Here is an 18607-nt window from a genome sequence, read left to right on the forward strand (position 1 = left end):
ATCACGGACTCGACCGACGACGTGTCGAAGAAGTTCGTGACCTCGTCGTAGTTCGTCGGCGTCGCCACGACCACGACCTGCGCACCCGCGTAGGCCTGTTCCCTGTCGAGGGTCGCGGTCAGGTTCAGGGGCTTGTCCCGGAGGTACTCCTCGAGCTCCGCGTCGACGATCGGCGAGATCCGGTCGTTGACCTGCGCCACCTTGACCGGGTCGACGTCCAGGGCCCAGACCTCATGGTTCTGGGCGAGCAGCACCGAGTTGGACAGGCCGACATACCCCGTGCCGACAACAGCGATCTTCACGACTGGACTCCTGACAGGAAAGGTCGATGACGAGCCAATGCTATGGCGCGGGCACCTGCCGTCCCAGCCGCCCGCTGATGGCGGATGCGTTTCGCCCGTGACGCACGCCACACCGGCGCTCCCCAGGCTCCGAGGTTAGGCTTACCTCACCATGACTACGCAGACCACGAACGCACCGACCGGCAAGCCCCGCAAGGCAGCTCGCACCACGGCGACCGTGACTGCGGTCCGGCACCTGACACCGCACATGATCCGGGTGACGATCGGCGGCGACGCGCTCGCCGCCGTCGACCCGACGTCGCAGACGGACCGCTACATCAAGCTCGTCATGGCCGAGTCCCCCGAACCCGAGGGCCGTCCGGTGCTGCGTACCTACACGATCCGCAACGTCGCCGAGTCGAGCTGGGACCTCGACATCGTGACCCACGGCGACGTCGGCTACGGCGGCCCCTGGGCGCAGCGCGTCCAGCCCGGCGAAGAGGTCTCGTTCCTGGGGCCGGGCGGCGACTACGCGCCCTCCCCCGACGCCCCGTGGCACCTCATGGTCGGGGACGAGTCGGCCCTGCCCGCCATCGCGGCCGCGTGCGAGGCCCTGCCCGACGGCGCCGTGGCCCACGTCTTCGTCGAGGTCTCCGACGCGTCCGAGGAGCAGGCGATCACGAGCGCCGGGGACCTGCACCTCACGTGGGTGCACCGGTCGGCGGGGGCGAGCGTTGCCGACGTCGTGCAGGCCGCCGAGCTGCCCGAGGGCGTGCCCCACACGTTCCTGCACGGCGAGGCAGGGTGCGTGCGCGAGCTGCGCCGCTGGGCACGCGCGACGCTGGGCGTGCCGCGCGAGCTGCTGTCGGCGTCGGGCTACTGGCGGCAGGGCCGTGACGACGAGCACTGGCGTGCCGAGAAGGCCGAGTGGCGCGCGGCGGTGGAGCAGGACGACCTGGTGCTCAGCGCGCGCTGAGGCGCGCCGCGGGACGTGCGCGACGCTGGGGCTTCCCGCGTCCGCTCACAGGGCGTCGAGCACCGCGAACCAGCGCTTCCGGGTCGCCTCGTCGTAGGGCGGATCTCCCGCGCGGACCGCGGTGAGCAGTGCGTCGGCGTCCGCGCGGACCTTGGCCACGACCGAGGCCGGGTAGCCGTACCGGACGGTGTGCTCCGCGAACTCGTCCTCGTCGTCGATGAAGTACTGGCCCCGCGGTTCGTCCGTGCCGGGCTCGAAGGCGATGACGTCGAGGTCCAGGTCGACCGCTGACACCTCGAAGCGCGCGCGGCCCCGGCCGCCGAGGAGGCCGGCCGGCAACCGCCGCCACTGCGGCACCGTGCTGAGGTCGCTGTAGACCCGCATGCCGTTCGGATGGCCGCGGTAGAACGCAGGGGTCCAGCCGACGTCCCCGAAGAACCCGACACCCGGCCCGGTCGACCGGTACGTCGCACCCGGCCGCGCGAACCGGGTCCCGGCCGGGAAACCGACCCACCGGCCGTGCTCGTCCGAGCCCAGGTACCGCCCCTCGAAGACCCAGTGCGGCGTCTCGTCCCACTTGCGATAGCGCACCCGGACGCGGGTCCCCGGCTCGGTCGGCACCGACGGCAGAAGTCCCTGGTCAGCAGGTTGTTGCGCAGACATGTCCGGGAGCCTACCCAGACGTCGTCAGGGCGTAACCCGGTGGCACTACGCTCTGGCCACCGCCTACCCCCCGAGGAGCCTTCATGTCCCCTGCAAGCCGCCGTCTCGCCGCGTCCGGTGAGACTGCGCACCCGGTCCAGACCGCTGACGAGATGATCGCCGAGGCGCTCCTCACCGCCACCGCGGATCCCCTCCACAACCCGCATCCGGACCGGCCTGGCCCGGTACCGGAGGCGAGACCGCTGCCGACGCCCGACCAGGAGACCTGGGCGTCCGCCAAGGAAGCGAACCGTCAGCCGCGCGAGGTGTGGTCCGCCCCGGACCACGCCGCGGACCGCCCCTTCCAGGAACGGCCGGAGCCGCTCTCCGGCGACGCGGTGCTCACCGCGGCCCTCCGGCGTGGCCTCCCCGTCGACGAGGCGGTCACCACCTCCATCCGTGGCACCCGCAGCCTGGACACCGCTCAGTGGCGGTCCCTGTGCCACTCGCTGATGGCGCATCCCGAGACACGCCGTGCGGGCGTCGCCGGCGCCGCGCTCATCGCACAGCGCGTCGGCCTGCGTGAGCTCGCCTGGGAGCTGCTGCGCCAGCTCGGCCCCGACGACGCCGCGCGCCTCGCCCCAGCGGAGTACCTCCGGGCCGGCATCGCCATGGCCAACCCCGACGTCGCCCGGACGGCGACCACCTGGGTGCGCCACGGATTCGTGACCGACGCGGCGGTGCTGCTCGAGATCGCGAAGCTCCTGTTCATCGGGGACGAGCCCGAGGCGTCGGCCGAGGTGCTCGAGGCCGCCCGGCTCGGCACCGGCCTCACCGAGCAGGTCGGCGCGTCCATCGACTACCTGGCCCCATGGGTCGAGAAGGCGCTCCGGCCCGCCAGGCCCGCGCGGGTGCCGACCGGCCATGTCTCGTTCGCCGTCATCGACTACAAGGCGCCCGACGAGAACGTGGCATCCAGCAACATCGGCGATGCCGTGCAGACCGTCGCGAGCCTCGGCCACCTGCTGCGGCACGAGGGCCTGCGCCTGCACGGCGACGACGCCGTCGCGGAGCCCGTGCGCTTCCTCGCCGATCGTGTGCGCCCCGACCAGAGGGTGGCCGGTCCCGGTGCCGACGTGCAGCTCACGCTCGTGCAGCGCGACATGTCCCGCCTGGACGCGGTCCCGGAGAACACGTGGATGCTCGCGTTCGGCTGGTACATGCACAGCCAGTTCGACCTGCGCTTCGACTTCCCGTTCCACGAGAACCTGCAGCCGCTGTTCGTCTCGTTCCACGTCAACAAGCACGCGATCCTGACGCCCACCGCCGTCGACTACCTCAAGGCCCACGGGCCCATCGGCTGCCGCGACTGGACCACCGTGCACCTGCTGCTGGGCGCGGGTGTCCCGGCCTTCTTCAGCGGCTGCCTGACGACGACGATCGACACGGTCTTCCCGGCCGACTTCACGCGCGCGCCCGCCGGGGCTCCCGCCGTGTACGTGGACACCCCGGTCCCTGCGGACGACGCGGGGAGCGAGCTGGTCACCCACCTGCATCCCTCGGTGCGCTCCAACGATTTCAGCAGCAACCTGCACACCGCCGTCGACCTGCTCGATGCGTACCGCGGCCGGTACTCCCGGGTCGTCACCTCACGCCTGCACGCCTTCCTGCCGTCGTGGGCCATCGGGGCCGACGTCGACTTCCGGCCCCGGAACGACGCCGACATCCGCTTCGCCGGCCTGCTCGACGCCGACGAGGGCGGCCGGCGTGCCATGCAGGAGCGGATCCGGGGCATCGTCGCGCCGGCGATGGCCAAGATCCTCGCCGGGGCGTCCCGCGACGAGGTCTACGCCACGTGGCGCGCGTCCGTCGCTGACGAGGTCGAGCGGGCGCTGGCGGTGCACGAGGCGCCGGTGCCGGCGCCGTCCGGCAGCGTCTCGGTGGACGACGTGGTCGCGGGCGTTCGCGCCACCCGCGTCGTCGTGGAGGCGGCCCGGCCGCGCACGCTCCCGGCTTCGGGCGAGGCAGGGACGGTCGCCGTCGCGGTGGCCCTGGACGGGAACCTGCGTTCGCAGATGGAGGTGGTGGTCGCCGGGGTGGTGCGGCACACCGACCGGCCGGTGCGGGTCGTCGCGCTCACGCGTGACCACACGCCGGCGGACCACGACCGGCTCGCCGGGCTCTTCCCCGAGGTCACGTTCGAGTGGTACGCGTGCGACGGGATCGACTACGGGACCGTGCTCGGCATGCTCAAGCACATCACGGTCGCCACCATGGACCGGCTGCTGCTGCCCGAGCTGCTGCCGCACCTGGACCGCGTGATCTACCACGACCTGGACGCGCTGTCGGTGGTCGACCTGGCCGAGCTGTACGATGCCGACCTCGGCGGGGCACCCCTGGCGGCCCGTCCGTCGATCTCGTACAACTACCGGCACGGCATCGGCAACGTCATCCGGTCCACCAGGCTGCTCGGGCACGACCCCGGCGCCGCACGCGACCTCGTGCGCGCCATGACCCAGCGGCACCGGCACGGGTACCGCGGGTTCAACGCGGGCATCCTGCTGCTCGACCTGGCGGTCATGCGCGCCGACCGGTTCACCCACGAGTTCGTGCCGTACGCCGAGCGGTACGGGCTGAACGACCAGGACGTGCTCAACGCCTACGCGGGTTCGCGCTACCAGAAGCTGGACGCGCGCTGGAACGCATGGCCCACGCAGGAGGTGGTCGCCGAACCCGCGCTGATCCACTGGGCGGGGCCGGTCAAGCCGTGGCACGACACCCAGTACGTGCTGCTCAAGGAGCACTGGACGGCCACGGAGGCCTGGCTGGCTTCCCGCCGCTGACCCGTTGAGTGCTGGATATTCGCCCTTTTCCGGGGACCGGAGGGGCGAATATCCAGCACTCAACGATCAGTAGGTGTCGGTGGACGGGGTCGGGGTGGCAGCGTTCTTGTCGAAGCCGTTCAGGACCGATGCCGTGCTCGACAGGCCGAGCCGGGTCGCGCCCGCCTCGATCATCGAGAGCGCGGCGTCGAGGTCCCGGATCCCGCCCGAGGCCTTGACCCCGAGCCGGCCGCCGCCCGCCGCGCCGACGGTCCGGGCCATCAGCGACACCGCGTGCACCGAGGCGCCGCCGGCGGGGTGGAAGCCCGTCGACGTCTTCACGAAGTCCGCGCCGGCGGCCTCCGCCGCCTTGCACGCGCCGACGATCTGCTCGTCGGTGAGTGCCGCCGACTCGATGATCACCTTGAGGATGCGGTCGTTCGGGATCGCGGCGCGCACGGCCGCGATGTCGGCCTGCACGGCGTCGAACCGGCCGGTGCGTGCGATGCCGACGTCGATCACCATGTCGATCTCGTCCGCGTCGTCGGACACGGCGCGGGCGGCCTCGAAGGCCTTCACGTCGCCCATGTGCTTGCCCGACGGGAACCCGCACACCGTGGCGACGGCGAGCCGTCCTGCGGCCACCTCGACCGCGAGGGACACGAACGACGGGGACACGCACACCGAGAACACGCCGAGCGCGGCGCCCTCCTCGACGAGCGTGGCGACGTCAGCCGCTGTGGCCTCCGGCTTGAGCAGCGTGTGGTCGACGTACGCGGCGAGCGCCGCCCTGTCGTGCGGCACGGCCGGGGTCCGGGGCGCTTCGGGCTGAGCGGTCATACGAGTGCACCTTCAACTTTCTGGATTCCGGGCAGGATTACCTGCTCCACGAGGTCACGCCGCTCGTCGTGGTGCATGAACGCACCCCAGGCGGCGGTGACCGTCACGTCGACGAGGTCGTCGAGCGTCCAGCCCGCCTCGTCGACGAGCAGCTTCATCTCGTGCGTCATCGACGTGCGAGACATCAGGCGATTGTCCGTGTTGAGCGTCACGGCGAAGTCCAGCTCCTTGAGCCGGGTGATCGGATGCTTCGCTATGGACTCGGCGGCGCCGGTCTGCAGGTTCGAGACCGGGCACAGCTCGAGCGGGATCTGGTGGTCGCGCACCCAGTGCGCGAGGCGGCCGAGGTCGGCGGCTCCCCCGCGCCCGTCACCCGTGAGACCGCTCGCGTCGGGGTCGCCGGGCACGAAGGCGATGTCCTCGATGATCCGGGCTCCGTGGCCCAGCCGGTCGGCGTGCCCGAGGTGCACGGCCTGGCCGATGGAGTCGAGGCCGTCGGCCTCGCCCGCGTGGATGGTCACGGGTACGTCGTGCTCCGCGAGGTAGCGCCAGATGCCGAGGTGGCGCGACGGCGGGAACCCGGCCTCGGGCCCCGCGATGTCGAACCCGACCACGCCGTGGTCGCGGTACGTGACGGCGAGCTCCGCGATCTCCTGCCAGCGGTCCAGGTGCCGCATGGCCGTGACGAGCTGCCCCACCCGGATGATGTGCCCGTCCGCGGCCGCCAGGGCGATGCCGTCGTCGATCCCGGCCTGCACGGCCTCGACGGCCTCCGCGAGCGACAGCCCGCCGGCCAGGTGCTGCTCCGGCGCCCAGCGCTGCTCGGCGTACACGACGCCGTCCGCGGCGAGGTCGAGCACCGCCTCGCGGGCGACGCGTGCCAGGTTGTCGGCCGTCTGCATGACGGCGATGGTGTGCTCGAAGGTCTCCAGGTACCGCACGAGCGAACCGGAGTCGGCGGCCTCGCGGAACCAGCCGGCGAGGGAGTCGGCGTCGGCGGCGGGCAGGGTGTGCCCGGCGGCGTCCGCCAGCTCGAGGACGGTCTGCGGTCGCAGCCCACCGTCGAGGTGGTCGTGCAGGACAACCTTGGGCAGGGCGCGCAGCAGCGCCTCGTTGGGGCGCGCCCCGGGGTCTTGCGTGGTCATGCTGACAACCTACCGTCCGGCACCGACAGCCGGCCGTCAGCCGGCCTCGGGGCGCTCTTCGTCGGAGGTGTCGGCGGGCACGTCCAGCGCCTGCTCGACGACGTCCGCCTCCGCGGCGGCGCCGTCGCTGTCGGGACGCGGCGCATCGGGTACGTACTCGTCGGGGTCGTGCGTGGCGTCCACCTCGGTGTCCTCGGGCGGGTCCAGGCCGGCGTCGCGCCAGGAGTCGGGACCAGGGAGTGTGCTCATCGGGCCTCCTCGTCGGATGCCTCCATCGTCACCCGGGTCTCGTCACCGTGCCACTGCCCGGCATGCTCGGGCAGCAGCACCCAGGCCACGTGGGGCCAGCCGCCGAGCGCCGCGGTCAGCGCCTTGCGCACGCGTGCGGCCGTCCGGTCGCCGGTCGACTGCGCGGCGTCCGCCCTGCCTGACGGCACAGGGGGCGGGTCGAGCAGCGCGGCGACAGGAACCGTGTGCAGCCCGGCGCCGGACGGTTCGTACAGGACCGCGCTGCCCTCGGCGCCTTCGCCGTCGGCGAGCGTGAGCAGCACCACGTGGCGCGGGACCGCGGAGTCCCAGCCACCCGTCACGTCACCACCCGTGTACAGCGGCACCGGGACACCCGCACGCGCGCTCGCCACCGCCGCCTCCAGCAGGGCTCGCGACCCGGCGACCCGGTGGGTGTAGCGCACACCGCCGTAGGTGGCGAACCGCGCGGCGCCCCACGGCGGCGTGCCGTAGCTGCGTGGCCAGCCCGCGACGACGAGCCCGCGGCGGTTGGTCGCGGCATGGACGGCATGCTGCAGCCGCACGAACCGCTCCGCCGGGTCACCGCTCGCGAGCCGCAGGGCTGCCCGTGGGTCGCCCGCCAGCCCGAGCATCGCCAGCACCGCCGACCCGCACGTCCTCTCGTCGACCTGCACGGCGGCCGCGGTGGCTCCGTCGAGCGACGGCAGGTTCAGCCGCCGTGGGAAGCCGACCGTCCCGGTGCCGCGCTCCCGTGCCAGCGGGTCGAGGACGGAACGCCGCGCGCGGGACGTCACCGACTCGAGGCGCTGCTCGACGTCGTCGGGCACGGCAGGCCGGGCGAAGCGGCCCGGCGGCGGCGGGGCCGGCACCGGCCCAGCGAACGCGCGCACAGCGCCGAGCATGGACGAAAGGTGCAATGTCGACGGCACCTCCACAGGCTAAGCCGGGCCGGAGCGACTCGCCGGGGCGCCACGCTGGGGCGCATCGGCGATCCAGCGCGCCCCAGAAGCGCAGGTCAGCCCGCAGAACGGGCGCGCAGGTCAGACGATCCGGTCCAGGACCACCGACTCGTCGGACGCCAGCGCCGCCCCGACCAGCGCCCCGGCGCCCACGTCCACCATCGAGAGTGCGCCCGCCGCGCCGGCCAGTGCGCCGCCGAGCGCGCCCGCCGGCTCCACCGTCCAGCCGCCCTGGAGCGCCTCGCGCGCCCGGGCGAACCGCTCGGGGGTGTCGGTGTGCAGGGTGAACAGCGGCTGGCCGGCGGCCACCTGCTCCCCCGGTTTCACGTGGATCTCGATGCCCGCGGCGGCCTGGACGGCGTCCTCCTTGCGCACCCTGCCTGCGCCCAGCCGGTGCACGGCCACCCCGACCGCGTACGCGTCGAGCGAGGCCAGCACGCCCGACTCGGGGGCAACGACGGTCTCCGACTCCTTGGCGACCGGCAGCGGAGCGTCGACGTCGCCGCCCTGCGCCGCGATCATCGCCCGCCACTTGTCCATGGCCCGGCCGTCGGCCAGGGCCTCGCGCACGTCCGCCTCCGAGGTGGGGCGGTCGGCCGCGGCGAGCATCTCGACGGCGAGGGCCACGGTCAGGTCGACGACGTCGGACGGGCCACCACCCGCGAGGACCTCGAGGGACTCGCGCACCTCCAGTGCATTACCCGCCGTGCGCCCCAGCGGCACCGACATGTCCGTGACCAGGGCGACGGTCCGCACGCCGGCGTCGGTGCCGAGGTCGACCATGGTGCGGGCGAGCTCGCGCGCGCTCTCCAGGGTCTTCATGAACGCGCCGGAGCCGACCTTCACGTCGAGCACCAGGGCCCCGGTACCCTCGGCGATCTTCTTCGACATGATCGAGCTCGCGATGAGCGGGATCGCCTCGACGGTGCCGGTGACGTCACGCAGCGCGTACAGCTTGCGGTCGGCGGGCGCGAGGCCCGCCCCCGCCGCGCAGATGACGGCGCCGACGGACTCGAGCTGGGCCATCATCTCGTCGTTGGACAGGGACGCGCGCCAGCCGGGGATGGACTCCAGCTTGTCGAGCGTGCCGCCCGTGTGGCCGAGGCCGCGGCCCGAGAGCTGCGGCACCGCGACGTCGAACGCCGCCACCAGGGGCGCGAGCGGCAGGGTGATCTTGTCGCCGACACCGCCCGTGGAGTGCTTGTCCGCCGTCGGCCGGGAGAGGTCGGCGAACGACATGCGCTCGCCGGACGCGATCATCGCGCTCGTCCACCGGGAGATCTCCGCGCGCGACATGCCGTTCAGCAGGATCGCCATGGTCATCGCGGACATCTGCTCGTCCGCCACCACACCACGGGTGTAGGCGTCGAGGAGCCAGTCGATCTGCTCGTCGGTGAGGGGCTCCGCGTTGTCGCGCTTCGTCCGGATGATGTCGACTGCGTCGAACTGCTCGGTCATCGCCTTGCCTCTCGCACATGGTCCAGGTCGCCCGGCCCGAAGGCCTGGGGCAGTACTTCGGTCATCGGCACCACGCCCTGCGGGGTGTCGACCAGCAGCTCCGGCCCGCCGTGCTCCCAGAGGAGCTGCCGGCACCGGCCGCACGGCATGATCGTCTCGCCGAGCGCGTTCACGCACGTGAACGCGGCGAGCCGGCCGCCGCCCGACATCACGAGGGCGCTGACGAGCGAGCACTCGGCGCACAGCGTCACGCCGTACGCGGCGTTCTCGACGTTGGCGCCGACGAGCAGGCGGCCGTCGTCGGCGAAGGCCGCCGCGCCGACCGGGAAGCCCGAGTACGGCGCGTACGCCTTCTCCACCGCTTCCCGTGCGGCAGCCCGCAGGCCGTCCCAGTCCACCGCACCCGCAGGATCCACCGTGCTTGCCGAGTCCACGGAGCTCACGTCCACCTCTCTCATCCCTTGACGTACGGCTCGCCCGACGCGGCCGGGGGACGGGAGCGTCCCACCAGGCCCGCGACGGCGAGCAGCGTGACCACGTACGGGATCATGAGCATGAACTGGCTGGGCACGGGCGAGCCCACCACGGAGAGCACGTTCTGCAGGTTCGACGCGAAGCCGAACAGCAGACCGGCGAAGGCGGCACGCACCGGGTCCCACTTGCCGAAGATGACGGCGGCCAGCGCGATGTAGCCCGCGCCACCGGTCATGTTCTCGCCGAACTGGCTGAGCTGCACCGTGGTGTAGAAGGCGCCGCCGAGTCCCGCCACGGCCCCCGCGACGAGCACGGCGTTGTAGCGGGTGCGCACCACGTCGATGCCGACGGTGTCGGCAGCCTTCGGGTGCTCGCCCACGGCACGCAGCCGCAGGCCCCAGCGGGTCCGGTTCAGCGCGTACCAGACGGCGGGGACAGCGAGGAACATCAGGTAGATCAGCAGCGGCTGGCGGAACAGCACCGGCCCGAGCACGGGGATGTCCGAGAGGATCGGGATCGGGATGGCGGTGAAGCGCGTGGTCGAGTTGAGCTGCTCCGCGCCGGGTACGAGCACCTGCGAGTACAGGAAGCTCGTCAGGCCGACCACCAGCACGTTCAGCACCACACCGACGATCACCTGGTTCACGTGGTACGTGATCGCGAACAGGCCGAGGACCAGCGCGACGAGGGCGCCGGCCGCCACCGCCGCGACCAGGCCGGCCACCGCGCTCCCGGTGATCGAGGAGACGACCGCCGCGGTGAACGCCGCGCCGAGCAGCTGCGCCTCGATGGCGATGTTCACGACGCCCGCACGCTCGCCGATCACGCCGCCCATGGCGCCGTACACGAACGGGACGGACCACAGCACGGCGCCGCCGAGCAGGCCGACGACCGACAGGTCGCGGGGGCTGCCCGCGCCGGCCCACGCCAGGAACCCGGTCAGCCCGGCCAGGGCGAACACGATCACCACCCAGACCGGCGTCCTGGTCCCGCGTGCGGTGAGCACGGCGGCTGCCGCGGTCGCCGCGAGCAGCACGGCGCCGCACACCCAGGCGAGCGCCGCCGACGGCAGCACGATCACCGGGATCTGGAAGAAGTCGCTGCGCCCCGAGAGCAGGAACCGCGTGTCACCGGAGTGCGGTACGGCCAGGAGCAGCAGCGCGTACAGCGCGGTCACGGCCAGCAGCACGCCCGTCGTCTTCCAGGACACGACGGTCACGGTGCGCGTCGTCTCCGAGAGGGGCGCGTCGAGCTGGGTGGTCTTGTGGTCGGCACTCACGCTGCCGCCTCCTTCCGGTTCCGGGTCGCCTTCGTCTTCTTCGCTGCCCGACGCCGGTTCGGGTCCGGCAGCCGGAAGATCGCCCTGACCAGCGGCGGCGCCGCGATGAACAGCACGATGAGCGACTGGACCACGAGCACGATGTCGCTCGGGACGCCCTCGGCGGCCTGCATGGTGGTGCCGCCGGCCTTGAACGCGCCGAACAGGATCCCTGCCGCGAGCACGCCCCACGGGCTGGACCCGCCGAGCAGGGCGACGGTGATCGCGTCGAACCCGACGCCCGCGTCGATGTCCGAGCCGAAGCCGGTCGTGACGCCACCCAGCACCTGCGAGGCGCCGGCCAGGCCGACGAGCCCGCCGGCCACGAGCATGGAGCTCACGGTGGCACGGCCGGTGTCGATGCCCGCCACCCGCGCGGCACGCGGGTTCTCCCCCACCGCGCGGAACACGAACCCGGTGGACGACCGGTTCAGCAGCCACCACACGCCGACGACCGCGAGCAGGGCCAGCACGAAGCCCCAGGTCAGGTTGAACTGGTCACCGAGCAGCCGCGGCAGCTGTGCCGACTCCGGCGTCGGCGGCGTCTTCGGGTTGGCCGATCCGGGCGCCTGCAGCAGACCTGGCGTCGCGAGGAAGTAGGAGATCAGGTAGAACGCCACGTAGTTGAGCATGATCGTGACGATCACCTCGTGGGCGCCGGTGCGGGCCTTGAGCAGACCAGCCAGCCCGGCCCACAGCGCACCCGCCGCGATACCGGCGACGAGCGCCATGAACAGGTGCAGCGGGAACGGCACGCCGCTGACGCCGAAGCCGACCCAGCCGGCCGCCGCTGCCGCGACGAGCATCTGTCCCTGGCCACCGATGTTGAACAGCCCGGCGCGGAACGCGAGTGCCACGCCGAGGCCCGCCGCGATGAGCGGGGTCGCGTAGCTGAGCGTCTCGGTCAGCGGCCGGATGGCGGTGACGAAGTCGGGCGCCTGGAGGTTGACCACCGAGCCGCGGAACAGCGCCGAGTACGCGCCGCCGATCGCCTGACCGAGCGCGACCAGGGTGTCACCCGGCCGGGCGAAGAAGTAGGCGGAGGCCTCCTTCACGCCCTCGTTGGTGAAGGCGATCATGATCGAGCCCGCGATGACCGCGAGCAGCACGGCGCCCGCGGACACGGTCCATGGGCTCGTCATCGTCTGTTGCAACGCCTTGGCCAGGCGGCTCTCCGTGTCGACGGCGCCGTCGACGGCCGGTCCGGCCTCGCGTGCCCGTTCCTGCTCCAGCTCCTCGGCCGTGCCGGGGTCCAGGCCGGGTTCCTGCTCGGGGTTCGGCCCCGAGCTCGATCCGCTGTTCGAACGAGGCGCGTTCACGCGACCTCTCCCTTCGCGTCCTCCGGGGAGATCCCCGCCATCATCAGGCCCAGCACGTCACGCGGGGTGTCTGCGGGTACGACGCCGACCACCGTGCCGCGGTACATCACCATGATGCGGTCGGCCAGCGCCAGCGCCTCGTCCAGCTCGGTGGAGACGACCACCACCGGCACGCCGGAGTCGCGCGTGGCGATGATCCGCTTGTGGATGAACTCGATGGAGCCCACGTCCACACCGCGCGTCGGCTGCGCCGCGACGAACAGGCGCAGGTCGCGCGACAGCTCGCGCGCGAGCACCACCTTCTGCTGGTTGCCGCCGGACAGCCGCCCGACAGGCGTGGTGATGCCCTGCGCGCGGACGTCGAACTCGGCGACCTTCTCCTGCGCGAACTTGTCCCGGAACCCGAGCTGGAGCGCGCCGCTCTTGACGAACGGCCGGCCGTCGGAGCGGTCGAGCATGAGGTTCTCGGCGATGGTGAACTCGCCGATCAGGCCGTCGTGCGTGCGGTCTTCGGGGACGAAGCCCACGCCGGCGTCCAGGATGTGGCGCACGGACCGGCCCACGAGCTCCTTGCCGTCCAGCGTGATGCTCCCCGACACGTCGCTCTCGAGACCCAGCAGGGCCTCGGTGAGCTCGGTCTGCCCGTTGCCCTGCACACCCGCGATGGCGAGCACCTCGCCGCCGCGCACCTCGAAGCTGACGTTGTCGACCACCACGGCGCCCGACTCGCTGGTGACCACCAGGTCGGTGACCTTGAGCCCGTTGTCGCGCAGGGTCGGCGCGTCCTTCTGCACCGTGAGCTCCACGGAGCGGCCCACCATCAGGGAGGCGAGCTCGCTGTCCGACGCCGTCGGGCTGGCCTCGCCCACCACCTTGCCGTGGCGGATCACGGTGATGCGGTCCGCGACGGCACGCACCTCGCGCAGCTTGTGCGTGATGAACACGATCGCGGAGCCGGCGTCGCGGAGCTGGCGCATGATCGCCATCAGCTCGTCGGTCTCCTGCGGCGTGAGCACCGCCGTCGGCTCGTCGAAGACCAGCACGTCCGCGTTCCTGGAGAGCGCCTTGATGATCTCGACGCGCTGCTGGACGCCCACAGGGAGGTCCTCGACCAGTGCGTCGGGGTCCACGTGGAAGCCGAACCGGGCGGAGATCTCCTTGACCTGCGCGCGGGCGGCCTCGAGGTCGAGACGTCCGCCGCCGCGGGTCTGCTCGTGGCCGAGCATCACGTTCTCGGCGACGGTGAAGACCGGGACCAGCATGAAGTGCTGGTGCACCATGCCGATGCCCGCGGCCATCGCGTCGCCGGGGCCGGAGAAGCTCTGGACGACGTCGTCCAGCAGGATCTCGCCCTCGTCCGCCTCGTACAGGCCGTAGAGCACGTTCATCAGGGTGGACTTGCCAGCCCCGTTCTCGCCGAGGAGCGAGTGGATCTCGCCTGGCTCAACCACCAGGTCGATGGCGTCGTTCGCGACGAGCGCGCCGAAGCGCTTGGTGATGCCGCGCAACTCGAGCCGCATAGGAATCCTTCCGGAAAGGGGGCCCGCACGTATTAGGGCTCATGACAGGTCCCGGGGCGCACGGCGTGAACCGTGCCCCCCGGGACCATCTTGCGTCAACTCTCCGACATCCACCGCGACAGCTACCGATCAGCCGTCACAGTCTGTCGGATCACTGGGCGAGGTAGGACTTCACCTCGACGTCGCCGGCGATGATGGACTCCTTGAGCGTCTGCACCTCTTCCCAGAGGGCCGGGTCCACCTTGTCCTCGAAGTTGTGCAGCGGCGCGAGGTCCACGCCACCGTTCTCGAGGGTGCCGACGTACGGCGTCGGGTCGAACTCGTCGTTGCCCGAGGCGATGACCGCCTCCTCCGTCGAGACGTCCATCCCCTTCAGAATGGAGGTGAGCACGATGTCCTGCGTGGTCGGGTCCGTCTCGTAGAAGTCGGCGTCCACGCCGATCAGGGCGACGTCCTCGCCCGAGTCAACGATGGCGTCCACCGCGGGCTGGTAGATCGGGCCACCGACGGGCAGGATCACGTCGACGCCCTGGTCGAGGATGTTCTGGGCGGTGGTCTTCGCCGCCGGGTCGGCCTGGAAGCTGCCCGTGAACGAGCCCTTCTTGCCGTCCCAACCGATCAGCTCGACGTCGGCGTCCTTGGTCTCGTTGTAGTAGTCGACGCCCTGCTTGAACCCGTCCATGAAGATCGTCACGGTCGGGAAGTCCATGCCACCGAACGTGCCGACCTTGCCGGCCTTCGAGTAGCCCGCGGCGAGGTAGCCGGCGAGGAACGCGCCCTCCGCCGTGTTGTACAGCAGCGGCTTGATGTTGTCGGCGTCTGCCTTGCCGTCGAAGTCGGCGTCGGCCGCGTCGTCGATGATGATGTAGTCGATGTCGGGGTTGGCCTTCGCCGACGCGATGGTGGTCGCGGAGAGGTTGAAGCCCACCGTGACGATCGCGTTGCAGCCCTCGGAGACCAGCGTCTGGACGTTGCCCTCGTACTCGGACGCCGATGTCGACTGCACGTCGACCAGCTTGGTGCCGAGCTCGTCGGCCGCAGCCGTGGCGCCCTCGTAGCCGAGCTGGTTGAAGCTCTTGTCGTCGAAGCCACCCTCGTCCGAGACGATGCAGGGCTTGAAGTCGCTGGTGGCCTCGCCACCGGTGGTCTCCTCAGGGGCGGCGCCGCATGCCGACAGCGCGAGCGCCGCTGCGCCCGCGAGGGCGGTAAGCCGAACAGCCTTCTTCACTGGTGCTCCTTCGATGGTCCAGACGGGCCTGATCCAAATAGGTCTGGGGCCCTATACCGCACCGAGGGTAGCCAGCGCATCCCGCATTTCGCGTTTCGAGACGGTAACCGGAGTAAGTCGTTACCGAAGCGTCATCGACAGGAACATCCAGCGGTCAGCTCGCCGCAAACTGGGCAAGGGTCCGCACGCCGACGCCGATCGCGCGCTCGTCCACGACCAGGTCGCCCTGGTGCAGGTCGTAGGTGCGGCCGCCGGGGGTGCGCACGCCGAGGCGGGCCATGGTGCCGGGCACCTTGCGCAGGAACCAGGCGAAGTCCTCGCCACCCATCGACTGCTCGGTGAGCTGCACCGCGCCCGGGCCGACGGCCGCGCGGACCGCGTCCTCGAGGTCGCCCGTCGCCTCGGTCTGGTTCTCGACCGGCGGCACGCCGTGCGTCACGGTCACCGAGACGCTGACCTGGTAGGGAGCCACGATCTGCTCGACCGCCTCGCGCACCAGCTCGCCCGCCTTCTCCCAGGCGCGCACGTCGAGGCAGCGCAGCGTGCCCTTGACGATGCCGGTGGACGGGATCGCGTTGGGTGTCGAGCCCGCCTGCACGGCGCCCCACGTCAGGTTGACGCCGGAGCGCGGGTCGAGCCGGCGGCCGAGCACTCCCGGCGTCTGGGTGATGACCTGGCCGAGCGCGAACACGACGTCGCCCGTGAGGTGCGGGCGTGAGGTGTGGCCGCCGGGCGACGAGATGGTCACCATCACGGAGTCGCTGGCCGAGGTGATCGGGCCGATCCGGGTGCCCACGTGCCCGACGTCGAACTTGGGGTCGCAGTGCAGCGCCGCCATCCGGTCCACGCCGTCGAGCTCGGAGGTGCGGTTGATGATGTCCTCGGCGCCACCGGGGAAGACCTCCTCGGCGGGCTGGAAGAAGAGCCGGACGCCGCGTCGCAGGCGCCCCTCCTCCGCCAGGCGGGCGAGCACGAGGCCCGCCCCGAGCACGACGGTGGTGTGCACGTCGTGCCCGCAGGCGTGCGCGACGCCCGGCTCGGTCGAGGCGAATTCCACCCCGCTCGTCTCCTGCAGCGGCAGGGCGTCGAGGTCGGCGCGGAGACCGACCCTGCCCTCGCCGTCGGGCCCGTGGTCAGGGCCGATGTCGCAGACCAGGCCCGAGCCGATCGGCAGCAGGCGCGGCTCCAGGCCGGCCGCCCGCAGGCGCTCGGCGACGACCTGGGTCGTGCGGGTCTCCTTGCGGGACAGCTCCGGGTGGGCGTGCACGTCGCGGCGGAACCTGACCAGCTCGGCGTCCAGGGCATCGGCGAGCTCGCCCACGCGGGCGGCCAGCGCAGCGACGACATCCGTCGCGTTACCTCCGGGCACGTCTCCCACCGGCATCTGATCGCCCGAAACGATCTGATCGAAGTCGGCGAGACTGACGGGCTGCTGGGTCGGGTTCACCTGACCACGGTAGCGCTGTCCGCTGCGCGAGACACCTCCATGGACCACCCATTCCGCGATGCGGACACCATGCCCATGCAATCGGAACTCGACCTGTGGCACAAACCCAGGCAGAGCCCTGGCCGGGTAGAGGAGAGCGAGATCGTGGGGAAGTTGTGAAGGTAAAGCGCGTGCCGGAACCTGGTCGGCACTGCGTAAGACGGCATGCCACAGCAGGCCGCCCTCATTCGACCGCCGTCGCGCTTCACAATCGAATCGTTACGCAGGGTCCTACTTGGACATTCGTCCGAATTCTATTGATCTGTCAGGAAACTAGGATGGTCGTGACGGTTCACCTTCCCGTGAATCATTGCCCGGTTCTAGCAATGAAACTGATACGAGAGGCATCCCGTGAGCAAACTGAGACTGCTTGGTGCAGCTTTGCTGGCTGCGTTGATGGCACTACCGGGGACGGCAACCGCAACAGCGCAAACCGCCACAGTTCCTGGCCACGTAGAGATCACCCCGTCCGGGGAGCAGGAAATGCGCGACTTCTGGTCGCGTTACTCAGTGCCCCCCGCGACGCAGGAAGCACTGATCAAGCGCCTAGAGGCCGGCGACAGGATCGACTCGACGCGAACTGACAGAGATCCTGTGGCAACCGAGAACATCGATACGGCAGGCCTGCGTCGGACCGTTGAGCGGTTCCGCGACGGCTCGGTGTCGGTCACGTCGATCAGTCGCCCCACATCGGCCGGAACCATCGGTCCCTCCACCGTGAACAACTGCCGTAGCAGCGAATCCGGAACCGGATACGTCAACTGGTACGACTGCCACGCATCCTCGCAGAACGGCGTGGTGACCTTCGGCTTCTACATCTCCTACACGATCACGCCCCGCTACGACCAGATCATCGAGGTCGGTTCCCCATACCGGCACTGCTCGGTAGGGACCTGCGACACACCAAAGCTCGCAATCAGGAAAAAGACCGAGACGTCCACGGGATCTGCCTGGGCGAACATCACAGCAATCCACACGAACATCAACGGCAGCGGATCCACCAAGTACGAGATGCGTGCGCTCGTCGGTGACAACCGCGCCAGTACCCGATGGGAGACGCCATGATTCGCCGCGCCTTTTCCGCCTTCACCACGTTGGCTGTCGCAATAGCGCTGACAATCCCGTTCGGCGCGGCCACAGCGTCCGCGAGCACTGACGACTACACCCACTTGCGGAACTACTGGACGCAATACGGTGTTTCCGGCCAAGTGCAGGAGCAACTGATCCGAAGCATGGAAGCCGGCGAGAACCCGGACTCGATGACACTGGAGACGGAGCCGATCGCTGTCCGCACGGTGCGTGAGGGCACAATGGAGACGACGGTCCTTCAGTACCCTGACGGTTCCGTATCCACCCAGTCGATACAAGCCCCGAGGACTGCTGGCGGGGTCAGTGCATCTGGGATATCTGAATGCAGCGTGACACAAGGCAGCGGTTGGGTTCGCTACAGCGGCTGCAAGGTTTCCGCCGGGAATGGCAGCATTTATATCTCGTTCAAGGTTACGTACGAGAAGTACTCGCAAGCCAACGCGGAGATCAAGAACCACGGTAGTTCCAACGTGTCGGCACCAGGAGGGTCAGCAACTGACCCGACCGTCTCAGGGCAGCGACGGGTCTCGACTCGCTCGCTTGAAGCTTTCGTCAAGTACCACACGGTCTTCGAGCGCGCCTCCGGCGGCGGCAACGAGGACATCTACCTGGGCTTCTGGCTCAAGTGGGATGGAACCCGGAGCTCCTCCCTGAGCTAAGAGGTGCGTAGTTGTCGGGGGGAGGGGGGGTAAAAAAGCCCAGCCACCCAGACCCCGTTTTTCCATTCCGAGCGGCCGCCCGGCCCAGCAACAATAAGATCACAACCCAGTGTCTTATAAACAAAAACCAGCCCCCCAGACA

General features: G+C 70.6%; 16 protein-coding genes and 1 pseudogene. 4 read left to right on the forward strand and 13 right to left on the reverse strand.

Annotated elements, in window-relative coordinates:
- Nucleotides 1-302, reverse strand: a pseudogene (locus ACFWE2_RS17195) (UDP-glucose 6-dehydrogenase); the annotation flags it as partial.
- Between the two features lie 151 nt (nt 303-453).
- On the opposite strand from ACFWE2_RS17195, the gene ACFWE2_RS17200 reads away from it, so the two are divergent.
- Nucleotides 454-1257: a siderophore-interacting protein gene (locus ACFWE2_RS17200; RefSeq protein ID WP_377225437.1), complete on the forward strand. Its 804-nt coding sequence runs from the start codon at nt 454-456 to the stop codon at nt 1255-1257.
- A 45-nt stretch (nt 1258-1302) separates the two neighbouring features.
- Here ACFWE2_RS17200 and ACFWE2_RS17205 read toward each other — a convergent pair whose 3' ends face one another.
- A complete protein-coding gene (locus tag ACFWE2_RS17205) occupies nt 1303-1920 on the reverse strand; it encodes a DUF402 domain-containing protein (protein WP_377225438.1) in 618 nt (205 codons plus the stop codon).
- 83 nt (nt 1921-2003) lie between these two features.
- Here ACFWE2_RS17205 and ACFWE2_RS17210 point away from each other — a divergent pair, with 83 nt between their 5' ends.
- Complete coding sequence (locus ACFWE2_RS17210; protein WP_377225439.1) at nt 2004-4742, forward strand: glycosyltransferase; 2739 nt, start codon at nt 2004-2006, stop codon at nt 4740-4742.
- Nucleotides 4743-4808: 66 nt separating this feature from the next.
- On the opposite strand, the gene deoC is transcribed toward ACFWE2_RS17210, so the two are convergent.
- The 11 genes from deoC to ACFWE2_RS17265 all read right to left on the reverse strand — a co-directional run bounded on the left by deoC (nt 4809) and on the right by ACFWE2_RS17265 (nt 16615).
- Complete coding sequence (gene deoC, locus ACFWE2_RS17215) at nt 4809-5561, reverse strand: deoxyribose-phosphate aldolase (RefSeq protein ID WP_377225440.1); 753 nt, start codon at nt 5559-5561, stop codon at nt 4809-4811.
- Nucleotides 5558-6706, reverse strand: coding sequence for an adenosine deaminase (locus ACFWE2_RS17220; RefSeq protein ID WP_377225441.1), 1149 nt, complete (start codon nt 6704-6706; stop codon nt 5558-5560). The genes deoC and ACFWE2_RS17220 overlap by 4 nt, the downstream gene beginning before the upstream one ends.
- Before the next feature lie 36 nt (nt 6707-6742).
- Complete coding sequence (locus ACFWE2_RS17225) at nt 6743-6955, reverse strand: hypothetical protein (RefSeq protein WP_377225442.1); 213 nt, start codon at nt 6953-6955, stop codon at nt 6743-6745.
- The gene (locus tag ACFWE2_RS17230; protein ID WP_377225443.1) at nt 6952-7857 is read right to left on the reverse strand and encodes a hypothetical protein; all 906 of its coding nucleotides are present in this window, start codon (nt 7855-7857) and stop codon (nt 6952-6954) included. Before ACFWE2_RS17230 ends, ACFWE2_RS17225 begins: the two co-directional genes overlap by 4 nt.
- 138 nt (nt 7858-7995) lie before the next feature.
- On the reverse strand, nt 7996-9372 hold the full coding sequence (locus tag ACFWE2_RS17235; RefSeq protein WP_377225444.1) for a thymidine phosphorylase: 1377 nt from the start codon (nt 9370-9372) through the stop codon (nt 7996-7998).
- Nucleotides 9369-9830, reverse strand: coding sequence for a cytidine deaminase (locus tag ACFWE2_RS17240; protein WP_377225445.1), 462 nt, complete (start codon nt 9828-9830; stop codon nt 9369-9371). Before ACFWE2_RS17240 ends, ACFWE2_RS17235 begins: the two co-directional genes overlap by 4 nt.
- Nucleotides 9827-11125 (reverse strand): ABC transporter permease, encoded by a 1299-nt coding sequence (locus tag ACFWE2_RS17245; protein WP_377225446.1) that lies wholly within the window; start codon nt 11123-11125, stop codon nt 9827-9829. The genes ACFWE2_RS17240 and ACFWE2_RS17245 overlap by 4 nt, the downstream gene beginning before the upstream one ends.
- Nucleotides 11122-12483, reverse strand: a complete 1362-nt coding sequence (locus tag ACFWE2_RS17250; protein WP_377225447.1) for an ABC transporter permease — start codon at nt 12481-12483, stop codon at nt 11122-11124. The genes ACFWE2_RS17245 and ACFWE2_RS17250 overlap by 4 nt, the downstream gene beginning before the upstream one ends.
- Nucleotides 12480-14003: an ABC transporter ATP-binding protein gene (locus ACFWE2_RS17255; RefSeq protein ID WP_377225448.1), complete on the reverse strand. Its 1524-nt coding sequence runs from the start codon at nt 14001-14003 to the stop codon at nt 12480-12482. Before ACFWE2_RS17255 ends, ACFWE2_RS17250 begins: the two co-directional genes overlap by 4 nt.
- A gap of 151 nt (nt 14004-14154) precedes the next feature.
- On the reverse strand, nt 14155-15231 hold the full coding sequence (locus ACFWE2_RS17260) for a BMP family protein (RefSeq protein ID WP_377225449.1): 1077 nt from the start codon (nt 15229-15231) through the stop codon (nt 14155-14157).
- Nucleotides 15232-15385: 154 nt separating this feature from the next.
- Complete coding sequence (locus ACFWE2_RS17265) at nt 15386-16615, reverse strand: amidohydrolase (protein ID WP_377225452.1); 1230 nt, start codon at nt 16613-16615, stop codon at nt 15386-15388.
- A gap of 453 nt (nt 16616-17068) precedes the next feature.
- Here ACFWE2_RS17265 and ACFWE2_RS17270 point away from each other — a divergent pair, with 453 nt between their 5' ends.
- On the forward strand, nt 17069-17782 hold the full coding sequence (locus ACFWE2_RS17270; RefSeq protein ID WP_377225450.1) for a hypothetical protein: 714 nt from the start codon (nt 17069-17071) through the stop codon (nt 17780-17782).
- The gene (locus ACFWE2_RS17275) at nt 17779-18465 is read left to right on the forward strand and encodes a hypothetical protein (protein ID WP_377225451.1); all 687 of its coding nucleotides are present in this window, start codon (nt 17779-17781) and stop codon (nt 18463-18465) included. The genes ACFWE2_RS17270 and ACFWE2_RS17275 overlap by 4 nt, the downstream gene beginning before the upstream one ends.
- Nucleotides 18466-18607 lie beyond the last annotated feature (142 nt).

It is taken from the genome of Promicromonospora sp. NPDC060271 (genome assembly GCF_042726755.1).
Taxonomy (GTDB): Bacteria; Actinomycetota; Actinomycetes; order Actinomycetales; family Cellulomonadaceae; genus Promicromonospora.